Origin of the sequence: Saccharothrix coeruleofusca (assembly GCF_017876325.1) — a bacterium.
In the GTDB taxonomy this organism is placed as follows: domain Bacteria; phylum Actinomycetota; class Actinomycetes; order Mycobacteriales; family Pseudonocardiaceae; genus Actinosynnema; species Actinosynnema coeruleofuscum.
In genome coordinates this window covers 2,255,021-2,267,703 of the sequence record NZ_JAGINV010000001.1, presented here as the reverse complement: position 1 = coordinate 2,267,703, position 12,683 = coordinate 2,255,021, and the positions used below count along the sequence as shown (strand labels likewise).

12 protein-coding genes are annotated in these 12,683 nt (G+C 73.1%); 3 read left to right on the top strand and 9 right to left on the bottom strand.

What is annotated here, in order from left to right; genetic code table 11:
- Positions 1-23: 23 nt before the first annotated feature.
- Positions 24-650, bottom strand: coding sequence for a helix-turn-helix transcriptional regulator (locus JOF41_RS10600; protein ID WP_209618189.1), 627 nt, complete (start codon positions 648-650; stop codon positions 24-26).
- A gap of 188 nt (positions 651-838) precedes the next feature.
- On the opposite strand from JOF41_RS10600, the gene JOF41_RS10595 reads away from it, so the two are divergent.
- Positions 839-2,143: a COG1470 family protein gene (locus JOF41_RS10595; RefSeq protein ID WP_209618185.1), complete on the top strand. Its 1,305-nt coding sequence runs from the start codon at positions 839-841 to the stop codon at positions 2,141-2,143.
- Positions 2,144-2,206: 63 nt separating this feature from the next.
- Here the strand turns inward: JOF41_RS10595 and JOF41_RS10590 are convergent, their stop codons facing one another.
- The 5 genes from JOF41_RS10590 to JOF41_RS10570 all read right to left on the bottom strand — a co-directional run bounded on the left by JOF41_RS10590 (position 2,207) and on the right by JOF41_RS10570 (position 5,828).
- Positions 2,207-3,028 carry a carbohydrate ABC transporter permease gene (locus tag JOF41_RS10590; RefSeq protein WP_209618182.1) on the bottom strand — a complete coding sequence of 274 codons (822 nt, stop codon included), beginning with the start codon at positions 3,026-3,028 and terminating at the stop codon, positions 2,207-2,209.
- Between the two features lie 3 nt (positions 3,029-3,031).
- Positions 3,032-3,922 carry a carbohydrate ABC transporter permease gene (locus JOF41_RS10585; protein WP_209618179.1) on the bottom strand — a complete coding sequence of 297 codons (891 nt, stop codon included), beginning with the start codon at positions 3,920-3,922 and terminating at the stop codon, positions 3,032-3,034.
- A 10-nt stretch (positions 3,923-3,932) separates the two neighbouring features.
- Positions 3,933-5,192 carry an extracellular solute-binding protein gene (locus JOF41_RS10580; RefSeq protein ID WP_209618176.1) on the bottom strand — a complete coding sequence of 420 codons (1,260 nt, stop codon included), beginning with the start codon at positions 5,190-5,192 and terminating at the stop codon, positions 3,933-3,935.
- A 124-nt stretch (positions 5,193-5,316) separates the two neighbouring features.
- Positions 5,317-5,478, bottom strand: a complete 162-nt coding sequence (locus tag JOF41_RS10575; RefSeq protein ID WP_189226471.1) for a hypothetical protein — start codon at positions 5,476-5,478, stop codon at positions 5,317-5,319.
- Entirely contained in the window at positions 5,475-5,828 is a 354-nt protein-coding gene (locus tag JOF41_RS10570) for a hypothetical protein (RefSeq protein WP_189226472.1), read from the bottom strand. Before JOF41_RS10570 ends, JOF41_RS10575 begins: the two co-directional genes overlap by 4 nt.
- A gap of 221 nt (positions 5,829-6,049) precedes the next feature.
- Between JOF41_RS10570 and JOF41_RS10565 the strand changes: the two genes are divergently transcribed.
- Positions 6,050-9,709, top strand: a complete 3,660-nt coding sequence (locus tag JOF41_RS10565) for an ATP-binding protein (protein WP_307867361.1) — start codon at positions 6,050-6,052, stop codon at positions 9,707-9,709.
- Between the two features lie 88 nt (positions 9,710-9,797).
- On the opposite strand, the gene JOF41_RS10560 is transcribed toward JOF41_RS10565, so the two are convergent.
- Together JOF41_RS10560 and JOF41_RS10555 are read right to left on the bottom strand one after the other, a co-directional pair.
- Positions 9,798-9,935 carry a hypothetical protein gene (locus JOF41_RS10560; RefSeq protein ID WP_209618173.1) on the bottom strand — a complete coding sequence of 46 codons (138 nt, stop codon included), beginning with the start codon at positions 9,933-9,935 and terminating at the stop codon, positions 9,798-9,800.
- The gene (locus JOF41_RS10555) at positions 9,932-10,810 is read right to left on the bottom strand and encodes an oxidoreductase (protein WP_189226473.1); all 879 of its coding nucleotides are present in this window, start codon (positions 10,808-10,810) and stop codon (positions 9,932-9,934) included. Before JOF41_RS10555 ends, JOF41_RS10560 begins: the two co-directional genes overlap by 4 nt.
- Before the next feature lie 232 nt (positions 10,811-11,042).
- On the opposite strand from JOF41_RS10555, the gene JOF41_RS10550 reads away from it, so the two are divergent.
- Positions 11,043-11,912 (top strand): helix-turn-helix domain-containing protein, encoded by an 870-nt coding sequence (locus tag JOF41_RS10550; RefSeq protein ID WP_189226474.1) that lies wholly within the window; start codon positions 11,043-11,045, stop codon positions 11,910-11,912.
- Between the two features lie 9 nt (positions 11,913-11,921).
- Here JOF41_RS10550 and JOF41_RS10545 read toward each other — a convergent pair whose 3' ends face one another.
- On the bottom strand, positions 11,922-12,683 hold the full coding sequence (locus JOF41_RS10545) for a phytanoyl-CoA dioxygenase family protein (protein WP_209618169.1): 762 nt from the start codon (positions 12,681-12,683) through the stop codon (positions 11,922-11,924).

Here is a 12,683-nt window from a genome sequence, read left to right as displayed (position 1 = left end):
GGGGGACGTTCGGGCAGGCCGCGTCAGATCAGGCCGTGCCGCATCACGTAGCCCACGGCGTGGGCGCGGTTGCGCAGGTGCAGCCGCGTGGTCACCTCGTGCAGGACGTTCTTGACCGTGCGCTCCGAGAACGACATCTTCACCGCGATCTCGGAGGTGTCGAACCCCTCGGACACCAGTCGCAGCATGTCCGCTTCCCGTGCGGTGAGAGTGGACAGCGTGGGCGCGTCGGGGTCCAGCACGCTGCGCTGTAACCTGCCCACGTGGTCGAGCAGCGTGCCCAGCAGGTCGCCGGGTAGCACCGCTTCTCCTTTGGCCACCGCGACCACGGCGTTGACCAGCCGGTCCTGATCGGCCTCGGCGCGGCGCACCACCGCCGCGACCCCGCAGTCCACCGCCACCTGCAGCGCGTCCTGGTCGAAGCGGCCCGCGACCACTCCAGTGCGGGTGGACGACGAGCGCTGGAGCCTGCGCAGCAGCCGAACCGAGCTCTCGTCCAGCTCGTCGACCACCAGCAGCGCCACCGCCGCGCGCGAGGTCTCGTGCGACAACAGGACTTGCACCTCCGGACGTGGGCGGAGCTGGTGGGTGACGCCGGTGCGCAGGACGGGGTCCTCGGCGTACACCGCGACCGGGATCCTCGTTGTCATGCCAAACCTCCTGGAAACGTCGTCATGCGATACCCCGTAGAACCGAGATTGCGGCAGCCCCTTTAAGAACATCGTGCGTCCAGAGCCGGACCGCATCTGCCGCACGGGTAGTGAGTGCACGGCTTTGCCCGGACGGTGCCCTTTTCTCCCTGCCAGGACAGCACTTGCCCTCCTTACCGTTGGCTGCCGTGACCGCAACGACGGAATTCGGTCTCCCCACGGTGGTCGTCACGCCCGGCCAGGAGACCAGCACGACGATGACGGTGCGCAACGACAGCGACATCGTCGAGGCGTACGAGTTCGAGGTGGTGGGTGAGTGCGCGCCGTGGACCGGTGTGGAGCCGGACCGGCTGTCGCTGTACCCCGGCACGTCCGGCGAGGTGACCGTGCGGCTGCGGCCGCCGCGCTCGCCCTCGGTGCGCGCGGGCGAGGTTCCGCTGGGCGTGCGCGTGCTGCCCGCCGAGCGTCCCGAGTCGGTGACGGTGTCGGAGACGACGGTCGTCATCGAGCCGTTCGCCGAGCAGCGCGCGGAACTGGTGCCCGAACGCCGCCGCGCCTGGCGCAGCGCGCGGTATCAGGTGGAGCAGCACAACCTGGGCAACACACCGATCGCGGCTTCGCTGGTGGCACCGGAAACCGACGACCAGTTGGCGATGACCACGCCGCAGCGGCCGTTGACCGTGGAGCCCGGCGACCGCGCGGAGCTGGAGCTGCGCGTGCGGGTGGCCAAGGTGCTGTGGTTCGGCAAGCCCGTGCACTGGCCGTTGAACGTGGACGCGACGGCTGTCGCGGGCGAGTCCACAACTCAGCACCCGCTGGAGGGCGAGTTCATCCAGCTGCCGGTGTTCCCCCGGTGGTTGCTGGCCGTGCTGGCCGCCTTGCTGGCGCTGCTGCTGGCCTGGCTGCTGCTGGTGCGGCCCGCGGTGCGCAGCGCCGCGCGGGAGGCCGCCGACGACCGGGCGCAGGAGATCGTCGAGGCCGGGGGCCAGGAACAGGCGCCGAACGCCGACCAGCCCGGTGGCGGCGAGAACGGCCAGCAGGGCGGCCAGCAGCCGGGACAGGGACAAGGCCAGGGGCAGGGGCAGGGGCAGGGTCAGGGGCAGCCTCCTGGCGCGGGCGTCGCGGGTGGGGAGCAGAGCTCCAGCACCATCGAGGTGCGCACCAACGGCGGGCAGCAGGGCACCGGCAGCTTCACCGTGCCCGAGGGCAAGGTCTTCCGACTCACCGACCTGGTGCTGACCAACCACCAGGGCGACGAGGGCGTGCTCAGCATCTCCTTCGGCGGACCCACGGTGGTCACGATCGCACTGGAGACCTTCCGCAACCAGGACTACCACTGGGTGACCCCCATCGACATCCCGGAGAACGCCACCGTCACCGCCACTGTCGACTGCACCAGGCCCGGAACCCCCGCCAGCGGGCGGCAAGCGCCCAACTGCTTCCAGCTGCTCAACGTCAGCGGCGCGCTGGGCGACCTGCCGCCGGAGAACTGAGCCGAGGTGGCGCGCGTGGTGGCGGAGGCGGCCTCTCCGGCCGCGCCACCGCCCGCGCCCGGCTCACCGACCGACCGCGCCGCGCCCGAGACCCGCGACGATCCGCTTGGCCGTCAAGGCGAACAGCAGCACCACCGGCAGCGTGCCCAGCACCGCACCGGTCAGCACGAGCGGGTGGTCGGTGTAGTAGCCGCCGGCCAATGTGGACAGTGCGATCTGCACGGTGGGCGTCCGGTGGGGGTCCAGCACCACCAGCGGCCAGAAGAAGTCGTTCCAGGAGGCCAGGAACGTCAGCATCCCCAGCACCACCGCGTGCGGGCGCAAGGCGGGCAGCGCGACGTGCCAGTAGGTGCGCGCCACCGAGCAGCCGTCCACCCGCGCGGCGTCGACCAGTTCGGCGGGCACCGACTCCCGGCACGCCTGGCGCATCCAGAACACGCTGAACGCGCTGACCAGACCGGGCACCACCACCGCTGTCAGCTCGCCGTACCAGCCGAAGTCCCCGACCAGTTCGAACAGCGGGACCACGCCCAGCTGCGCGGGCACCATCGCCGAGGTGACGACCACCGCGAACAGCTTGTCCCGGCCGCGGAAGCGCAGTCGGGCGAAGGCGAACCCGGCCATGGTCGACAGGAGCACGTTCGAGGCGGTGGCGATCCCGGCCACGGCGGCGGAGTTCCCCAGCGCCGCCCAGAAGTCGACCGCTCCGAACACCTCTCGCGCGTTGGCAGGCAGTTCCGCGCCGGGCAGCAGCGGCGGCACCCGCCGGGACAATGCGGCGTTGTCGTGCGAAGCCACCACCACCGACCAGTACAGCGGGAACAGCGAGGCGACCAGCACACCCAGCAACGCCGCGGAGGCCAGCGGACCACGGGCGCGCCGCACCCCTCAGCCCCGCCGGACCAGTCGGCGCAGCAGTGCGGCGTTGCCGAACGCGAGGATCGCGCACAGCGCGAACAGCACCCACGAGACGGCGGCCGCGTAACCGGCGTCGAACCGGTCGAACCCGTTCTCGTACAAGTACATCACCAGGGTCTGGAACTGCCGGTCGTTGCCGCCGGTGCTGGTGCCGCCGAACAACCGCGGCTCGGCGAACAGCTGCAGCCCGCCGATGGTCGACACCACGGCGGTGAACAGGACGGTGGGCCGTATCCAGGGCAGCGTCACCGTCCAGAACACCCTGGCGCGCGAGGCCCCGTCGAGTTCGGCGGCCTCGCGCAGCTGCCTGGGCACGGTCTGCATGGCCGCCAGGTAGAGCAGGGCGTTGTAACCGGTCCACCGCCAGATCACCATGCTCGCCACGCCCAGGTGCGCCGACCAGGCGTGGGCCTGCCAGTCCACCGGTCGCGCGCCGAACCACGACAGCGCCCAGTTGACCAGGCCCTGGTCGCGGCCGAGCAGCTGGGTGAACACCAGCGCGACCGCGACCACCGGCACCACGTTGGGCAGCAGCACCACCGCCCGCAGCGCGGTGCTGCCGCGCGACGGCCGGTCCAGCAGCGCCGCGATGCCCAGCGCCGCCAACAGCTGTGGCACCGTCGCGACCACGAAGATGCTCAAGGTGTTGACCAGCGCGTTGTAGAAGTGCGGATCGGCCAGCAGGGCGGTGTAGTTCTCCGCCCCGGTGAACGCCACCGGCCCGTCGAGCAGGTCCCAGCGGTGCAGGGACATCCACGCGGTCCTCAGCAGCGGGTAGAGCCCGAAGACGAGGAACAGCACGAAGAAGGGGGCGATGAACAGGTACGGGGTGATGCGGTGGTCCCAGCGCGCGAACAGCACCGTGCGGCCCTCAACCGAGGATCGTCTTGGCTTCGCGGACGGCTTGTTCCCACGCCTGGTCGACGGTCTGCGCGCCGTCCTCGACACGGCCGAGCGCCTGGCCGAACACCGGTCGCACGTCCGCGTCGCGCACCCCGCGGTGGTTGGGCCGCACGCTGTCGGACGAGGCGGCGAACAACCGGCCCACGGGCGCGTCGCCGAAGTACGGGTCGCGGTGCTCCAGCACCACCGGGTCCTGGTAGACCTCCGGCTGACTGGGCAGGATGCCCGCTTGCACGAACAGCTTCTTCTGCTGCTGCGGCGCGGTCAGCCACTCGGCGAGCCGGTAGGACTCGCGCTGGTGCGCGCCCTGCGAGGGCACGGTCAGGTAGGAACCGCCCCAGTTGCCCGCACCGCCGGGGATCGCGGTGACGTCCCACCGGCCCGCGCCCTCGGGACCGCCCGCCTGCTCGATCTGGGCCAGCATCCACGCCGGGCAGGTGGTGGTGGCGAAGCGGCCCTGGTTGATCGCGGCGTTCCAGGGCTGGGTGAAGGTGGTGACCCTGGCGGTCCAGCCCTTGGCCCCGATCCCGCCCGCGATCCGGAAGGCGCGCCGCACGTTGGGGTTGGTGTCGCCGATGAAGGAGTCGTCGGACTTGGCGAAGTAGTTCTCCTCCGCCTGGTTGAGCACGGCGGTGTAGATCGCGCCCGCGGAGTCGACGAACTCCGCGTCGTCCACCCGCTGCGCGAAGCGCTCGGCCAGCTCGGCGTAGTGCTCCCAGGTCGGCCACAGGGCGGCGACCTGGTCGCGGTCGGTGGGCAGCCCCGCGCGGGCGAACAGGTCGCGGCGGTAGCACATGGCCAGACCGCCCATGTCGGTCCCCAGGCCCACCACGGTCTCCCCCGACACGCCCTGCGCCCACTTCCACGGCACCCAGCGGTCGCGCAGCTCCCCCGCGCCGAACTGAGCGAGGTCGGCGAACTTGTCGGTGGACTGCCGCAGCCTGGGCATGTACTGCTCCTCCACCGCCACCACGTCCGCGGCGCCCCGGCCCGCCGCGAGCGCGGTGATCAACCCCTTGTGGTGGGAGTCGAAGTCGGCGACCCGGCCGACGACGTCGATCCCCGGGTTCGCCCGCTCGTACTCGGCGAAGAGCGGCTCGTAGCCGAACTCGCCGAAGGTGGCGACGGTGAGCCGTAACTTCCCGTCCTGCCCGGCTCCGGTGCCGCAGCCCGCCAGCACCAGCGCCGCTACCACCAGCAGCGATCGTCCCGCACGCACTCGTCCCACGGTTGCCCCCCCTGCGCAGCGCCATCAGGTGGGTCCATCCTGTTCGCGCCGCGGGTGCCCGCGTGGCCCGCCGCGACCCCGGCTGCCTCTCCTCACCGGATGGTTGCCTGAAGGGGCATGCCGGTCAGGCGCGGCGGCGGTTCCACTCGTCGAGCAGGGCGTCGATCCAGGCGGAGAGCAGCTCGGCGGTCCGGGTGTCGCCGCGGGCGACGTGCAGGCGCTGCTCGTCGCGGGCCGCGTTCAGCTCGTCGGCCAGGTCGACCACCCGCAGGTCGTACGCCTTCACCGCTGGGCCGCCGCGATCCGGAACGCCTGGATGTACTTGGGCAGCTCGACCAGCGCCTGCTCCCAGGTCCCGGCGGCGACCTGCCCCTCGAACGCCGCCTGCACCACCAGCCGGTCCACGTCCGGGGTGATCCCGTCCGCCGCGTCGCGCAGCTTGCGCGACAGCTCCACGCGGCGCAGGTACGCGCGCACCGCGTCCAGCGTCCGCTCCAGCTCCGCGATGACGTGGTCGGCCTGCTCCGACCCCACCACCAGCCAGCCCTCGTTGGCCAAGCGGAGGAAGAGGTCGCCTGCGAATCTCTCGCCGGTCACACCACGCGGCTCGCGGCTCGCGTCCCCATCGGATCGCATACCCACCGCACCTCCGCACGGGAACCAGGGATGTGATCACCAGCCCACCACGCGCGCAGGCCGGCGGCCAAGTGCCCGGATCGCGATCTGCCCGTCCTTACCCCCGTCCCTGCCCAGCACGGCGGATTACTCCGAACGAGTGAACGTGGTGATGTTGGTGAACCCGATCTGCCGTAGGGGGGTTATTCCGGTGTTGTCGAGGCGAGGTCAGGGGGCAACGGGTGTCGACCACCACCGCTGGCACCACCACCGGCGACGGCCTGCGCGTGCAGCTGCTCGGCCCGGTGCGCGCCTGGTCGGGGGAGACCGAGCTGGCGCTGGGCCCGGCCAGGCAGCGGGCGGTGTTCGCGGCGCTGGCGGGCCGGGCCAACCAGCTGGTGTCCCGGCAGGAGCTGATCGACGCCGTCTGGGGCACCTCACCGCCCCGCAACGTGGTCGGCAGCCTGCACACCTACGTCTCCGGGCTGCGCCGCGCGCTGGGTCCGCACCGCACCGACCTGGTGTCCCGCGCCAGCGGCTACTGCCTGCGCCTGGCCGAGAACGCGGTGGACACCGAGGTGTTCGACCGGACCCGCGCGGAAGGCGGCAGGCTGCTCGCCGCGGGCCAGTGGAGCCAGGCCCGCGACGCACTGGGCCGCGCGCTGGCGCTGTGGCACGGCGCCGCATGCTCCGGCGTGCCCGGCCCGTTCGCCGAGCTGGAGCGGCACCGGCTGGCGGAGCTGCGGCTCGGCGCGGCCGAGCTGCACGCCTGCGCCCGGCTGGAGCTGGGCGAGCACGCCGAGGTGGTGGCCGACCTCGCCGGGCTGATCGCCGAGCACCCCTGGCACGAGTCGCTGCGCGAGCTGGTCATGCTCGCGCTGCACCGGTCAGGGCGACGCGCCGAGGCGCTGGAAGCGTTCCAGGAGGCACGCCGCGCGCTGATCTCGCAGCAGGGGGTGGAACCCGGACCGGCGCTGCGCGAGCTGCACCAGCAGATCCTGGCGGGCCCGGCGACTCCCCCACCCGCCGCGCCGCCGCGGCTGCACAGCGTGCCTGCCCCCGTGGCGCAAGCCCTGCGGCAGCCCAACACCACCTTCGTCGGCCGCGTCGAGGAGACCGCCCTGCTGCGCGACCTGGTCGCCGACGTCCTGGCGGGCCGGGGCGCCGCGGTGTGGATCGAGGGCGAAGCGGGCATCGGCAAGTCCGAGCTGCTCCGCGCCGCCCTGGCCGACGCCGCGGACAGGGGCTGCCAGCTGGCCTGGGCCACCGCCGACGAGCTGGGCGGGCGGTTCCCGCTCCAGGTCGTCATGGACTGCCTGGACGTGCACCCCGGCTCCCCCGACCGGCGACGCGCCGAACTGGCCGCCCGGCTGCGCGCCGAACCCGCGCACGGCCGCTGGGGGCCGTCGGACCCGGTGCCCACCGCGGTGGACCAGCTGATGGGCCTGGTCGACCAGGCGTGCGCGACCGCGCCGCTGCTGCTGGTCGTCGACGACCTGCACTGGGCCGACGACGCCAGCGTGCTGCTGTGGCACCGGTTGGCCAACGCGACCCGGCAGCTGCCGCTGCTGCTGGTCGCCGCCACCCGACCCGATCTGGGCAGGCCCGAGCTGACCCAGGTCCGCCGCGGCGTCGAGGCCCGCAACGGGCACGTGCTGGAGCTGCGCCCGCTGGCCCAGACCGAGGCCGAGGAGCTGATCGGCCACGTCGTCGGCGCACCACCCGGCGAGGCCCTGCGCGAGCTGGCCCGCCGCACCGCGGGCAACCCCCTCTACACCAAGGAAGTCGCCCACGCCCTGGTGCGCGGCAACTCCGTGCGCGTGGTGCGCGGCGTCGCCCACGTCGACCTGACCGCCGCCTTGGAGGTGCCGCGTTCGCTGCTGGCCGCGGTGGACCGCACCGTGGAGTCCCTGTCCCACCCGACGCGCGAGGTGCTGCGGTTCGCCGCGCTGCTCGGCGCGGAGTTCCGCGTCGCCGAGCTGACCGCGGTGACCGGGAGGTCACCGCTGGAACTGGCGGGAGTGCTCAGCGAAGCGGTGGCCGCCACCGTCGTCGTCGAGGCGGGCGACGACCTGGCTTTCCGCCACCCCTACCTGCGCCAGGCGCTGCACGAGGCCATCCCGCTCCCGGTGCGGGCGGCACTGCACCGGCACGCCGCCGAGGCGCTGGCCGGTGTGGGCGTGCCGGTGGAGCGGGTCGCCGAGCACCTGGTGGCCGACCCGATCCCGGTGGACGACTGGGTGGTGGGCTGGCTGGTCGAGCACCACGTCGCGGTCACCAACCGCGCCCCCGCCATCGCCACCGACCTGCTGCGCCGCACCCTGGCCACCGACCTGCCCACACCCGCGCAGCGGGCGACCCTGCTCGTCGCCCTGGTCAAGGTGCTGTTCCGGCTGGAGCGCTTCCCCGAGCGGGAGGCCGAGCAGGCGCTGCGGCTGATCACCGACCCCGCCGACGCCGCCGAGATGCGGCACCTGCGCGCGGCCATGCGGCACCGCCTCGGCGACACCGACACCGCCATCGCCATGCTGCGCGAGGCGCTGGAGGCGCCCGACGTGCCCGCGATCTGGCGGACCAGGCACCGGTCCCTGCTGGCCAACTTCCGCCGCGGCGACCTGGCCGACCTGGACCTGGCCGAGCGCACCGCCCGGCGCGCGCGCGCCGAAGCGGTGGCCGAGGGCGAGCCCTACCCCATCGCACAAGCCTCGCAGACGCTGTGGCTGATCCACTCCATCCGGCGCGACCACGAGCGGGCGCTGCGCCACGTCGACGACGCGCTGCGCGTCACGGGCCACCACCCCGGTCTGGCCGAGCTGCGCTTCGACCTGCTGGACAACCGGGTGTTCAGCCTGCAGAACCTCGACCGCCTGGCCGAGGCCGAGCAGGCGCTGCGCTCGGCGGACGCGGTGGCCGACCAGCAGCACCTGCCCACCGCCCTGCAGGTCTCCGCCGCCGTGCACCACTACTGGACCGGCCAGTGGGACCAGGCGCTGGCCGAACTGGACACGGTCACCGAGGACGGGCCCGCCATCACCTTCTTCGGCCTGCGCGAACCCGGTCCGGCGGCACTGCTGATGCACGGCGTGGCCGCGCTGATCGCGGGCCGCCGCCACGACCGGGTCACCGCCGCGGCGCACCTGGAGGCCGCCGAGGCGCACGCGCCCAGCACCGGTGCCGAACGGGAGAGCTGCGACTTCTACCTGGTCGCCACCGCGCTGGCCGCCGAGCGGCGCGGTGCCACCGCCGAAGCGCTTGACCACCTCGCGCCCGTGCTGCGGCCCGACTACGCGCGGATGATGCTGCGCCACCAGTGGCTGCCCTACGCCACCCGCCTGGCGCTCGACGTCGGCGACCACACCGCCGCGCGTGAAGCGCTGGCCGTGTGCCAGGAGGAGGCGGACAAGGAGGTGCGCCCGGCACGGGCGTTCGCCGCCGCCGAGCACTGCCGCGGTCTGGTCGCGGGCGACCCCGAACCGGTGTTGACCGCGGCGTCCCACTACCGGCAGGTCGGCCGGGTGGTGGAGCTGGCCTCGGCGCTGGAGGACGCCGCGGTGCTGCTGGCCGCGCACGACCGCGCCGACGAGGCTTCGGCGGCCTTCGGCGAGGCGGTGGAGCTGTTCGGCGCGGTGCACGCCCGGTGGGACGTCCACCGCGCCGAGAGCCGCAGGCGCGCCGCGGGTGTCCGCCGCGAGCGGGAGCCGGGCGCTTCCGGCCTGCCCGCCCTGTCCCCGCTGGAAGTCCGCATCGCCCGGCTGGTCGCGGCGGGGCTGTCCAACCCCGACATCGCCCAGGAGCTGGCGATGCCCCGCCGCACCGTCCAGTCCCACGTGTCGAGGCTGCTGGACAAGCTGGACTCCCGCTCCCGCGCGGACATCGCCGAGCACGTCAACCCCGCCTGCTGACCCACCCCCACCGCGAGTCGCGCGTCCGGACACCACCAGTCGCGCGTTCACGCACCACGAACCGAGCGTTCGGGACGCCGGGTGGTAGTTATCCACTCTCGCGGGCACGTCGGGTAGTACTTGCCGACGCGGCCTCGGTGGTCGGGGTCGCCGTCGGGAGCCCTTGGTCGCCCAGCCCGGTGGGTCCGACGGCGGACCTGCCCACGTCCGCGCTCGGCTCGGTCATGCGCCGCCGATGCCCTCCAGCTCCGCGAGCGCGTCCGCTGGCAGCTCCAGCTCGGCCGCGGCGAGGTTCTCGCGCAGGTGGGCGAGCTTCGAGGTGCCGGGGATGACGACGACGTTCGGCGCGCGGTGCAGCAGCCAGGCGATCGCCACGGCTTTCGCGCTGCTGCCCAAGCGCTCGGCGACCGCGTCCAGGACGCCCGACTGCAGCGGGGTGAAGCCGCCCAGCGGCCAGAACGCGGTGTAGGCGATGCCCTGCGCGGCGAGCCCGGCGATGAGCTCCTCGTCGCCGCGGTGCGCGACGTTGTACCAGTTCTGCACGGTCACGACCGGGGCGATGGACCGCGCCTCGGCCACCTGCTCGGCGTCCACCACGGACAGGCCGAGGTGCTTGATCTTGCCCTGCTCGCGCAGCTCCGCGAGCGCGCCGAACGGCTCGGCCAGCGAGCCGGGCACCGCCGAGTGGCCGTCGGGACCGCCACCGACGCGCAGGTTCACCACGTCCAGCACCTCGACGCCCAGGGTCCTGAGGTTCGACTCGACCTGCTCGCGCAGCTGCTCGGGACGGCGGGCGTGCAGCCACTCGCGGTTCGCGCCCCGCACGGAGCCGACCTTCGTCACGACGCTCACCCCGGTGTAGGGCGCGAGGGCATCGCGGATGATCTCGTTGGTGACGTGCGGACCGTAGAAGTCGGCGGTGTCGACGTGGTCCACGCCCGCTTCGACGGCGGCGCGCAGCACGCGGACGGCCTCCTCGCGGTCGGCGGGCGGCCCCCACACGCCGGGGCCCGCGAGCTGCATGGCGCCGTAGCCCATGCGCGTGAAGGAGATCCCCTCCGACGTGGTGAACGTTCCGCCGGGGGTGTTCCCGGTGCCCATGTGGTGCGTCCTTTCGCTACTTCGTGACCAGATCCTCGGCGAGGGTGCTGCGCGGCGGCGGGAACGGCCTCCCGGAGCGCGCGGTCGCCAGCCCATGACGCCCGTGACGGGAAAGCGCTGCTGGGTCGTGACCGCAACCATCGGCGCGGTCCCGAGCACCTGCCAGTGCCCCCTCGATCCTGGGGGTGACAGGACCAGTCACACCCGAGGGAGCGCGGGTTACCGTGGAAACGTGGCTGATGAAGAGAACCTGCTGGGCGAGTACCTGCGCGCCCGCCGCGAACTCGTCACGCCCGAGCAGGCGGGGATCACCGTGGTGGGGGTGCGGCGGGTTCCGGGCCTGCGCCGCGAGGAGGTCGCGATGCTCGCGGGCATCAGCGCCGACTACTACCTGCGCCTGGAGCAGGGACGCGACCGCAAGCCGTCGGTCCAGGTCCTGGAGTCGATCGCCAGGGCGCTGCGGCTCGACGAGGAGATGACCGCCTACCTGATCAGCCTCGCCGTCGACAAGCCCCGGCGCAGGCGGCGGCCGATCAGGGAGACCGTCCCGCCCGGCATGGCGAAGCTCGTCCCGACGCTCCAACTGCCCGCGTTCGTGGAGGGGCGCTACCTCGACGTGCTCGCCGCCAACCCCCTGGCCACGGCGCTGTCGCCGAGGCTGGCGGTGGGCGGCAACCGGTTGCGGGACGTGTTCCTCGACCCCGCCGAACGCGCGCTGTTCCCGGACTGGGAGGTGGCCACCGCGGGGCTGGTCGCGGGCTTTCGCCAGTCGGTCGGCACCGACATCGACGATCCCCGCTTCATCGAGCTGGTCGGGGAGCTGTCCCTGGCCAGCCCCCGCTTCCGCGAGCTCTGGGCGCGGCACGACGTCGGGCCCCGGCAGGGCGCGGTCATGCGCTTCGACCACCCCCAGGTCGGCAGGCTGGTGCTGCACCGGGAGAAGCTCCTCGTCACCGGCACCGAGGGGATGATGCTCGTCGTGTACCACGCGGACACGGGCAGCGAGGACGCGGAGAAGCTCGCGCTCCTGGCTTCCACCCTGCCCTGGGCGCCACCCCTCGGCCCGGCCGCCGAGCCCGCGGCCGGGCGGCCGGGGGCGTGACCGGAGAGGTCAGCGGTTGGCGAGCAGCTCCGGGTAGGCCCTGGTCGGATCGGCGTAGACGTTGCCCGCCCGGTCCACCCCCCGCGCCAGGTAGACCTGGTGCCGGTGCCCCACCCGCTCGTGCTTGAAGCGGACCGTCGTGGGCATGTAGCGCATGGTGTAGCCGCAGCGGCGCGCGGAGCTGCGGTTGGGCGGGCTGCCGTGGACGAGCATCGCCGAGTGGACGCTGCACTGCCCGCGCTCCAGCTCCACGTCGACAGCACTGGATTCGTCCACATCGGACGGGACCAGTTCCTGGTCGAAGACGCCCTCCTCGTCGCAGGAGCGCCGGTAGCGACCCGCACCGCGCAGGTGGCTGCCGGGGATCACGCGCATGCAGCCGTTCTCACGCGTGGACGGGTCGATGGCCAGCCACACGGTGACCGCCCGCGCGGCCGGTTCGATGCTGTCCCGCCAGAAGAAGGCGTCCTGGTGCCACGGCACGCCCCTGCCGTCCCCGGAGGGCTTGCAGATGAAGTGCGACGAGAACAGCGCGATGTCCGGTCCGATGATCGGCTCGACCAGGTCCAGCACGTCGGGGTCCAGCAGCCAGCGGAACAGCTCGGGGTCGGTGAAGTGCGGCACGTCCATGTGCTCCGGCCGCTGCCCGTCGGGCAGCGCCGCGAGCTTGCGCTCGAAGTGCTCGGCCAGCGCCTCGAACCGGTCGGGCCGCAGCAGGCGGTCGCGGCGGAGGTACCCGGCCGCGCGGTAGAAGTCCAGGCCCTGTGTCAT

Excerpts from the sequence above, each read along its gene's own strand:
- JOF41_RS10545 (WP_209618169.1), bottom strand. The coding sequence starts at position 12,683 with ATGACACAGGGCCTGGACTTCTACCGCGCGGCCGGGTACCTCCGCCGC.
- JOF41_RS10600 (WP_209618189.1), bottom strand. The coding sequence starts at position 650 with ATGACAACGAGGATCCCGGTCGCGGTGTACGCCGAGGACCCCGTCCTG.
- JOF41_RS10570 (WP_189226472.1), bottom strand. The coding sequence starts at position 5,828 with ATGCGATCCGATGGGGACGCGAGCCGCGAGCCGCGTGGTGTGACCGGC.
- JOF41_RS10560 (WP_209618173.1), bottom strand. The coding sequence starts at position 9,935 with ATGACCGAGCCGAGCGCGGACGTGGGCAGGTCCGCCGTCGGACCCACC.
- JOF41_RS10555 (WP_189226473.1), bottom strand. The coding sequence starts at position 10,810 with ATGGGCACCGGGAACACCCCCGGCGGAACGTTCACCACGTCGGAGGGG.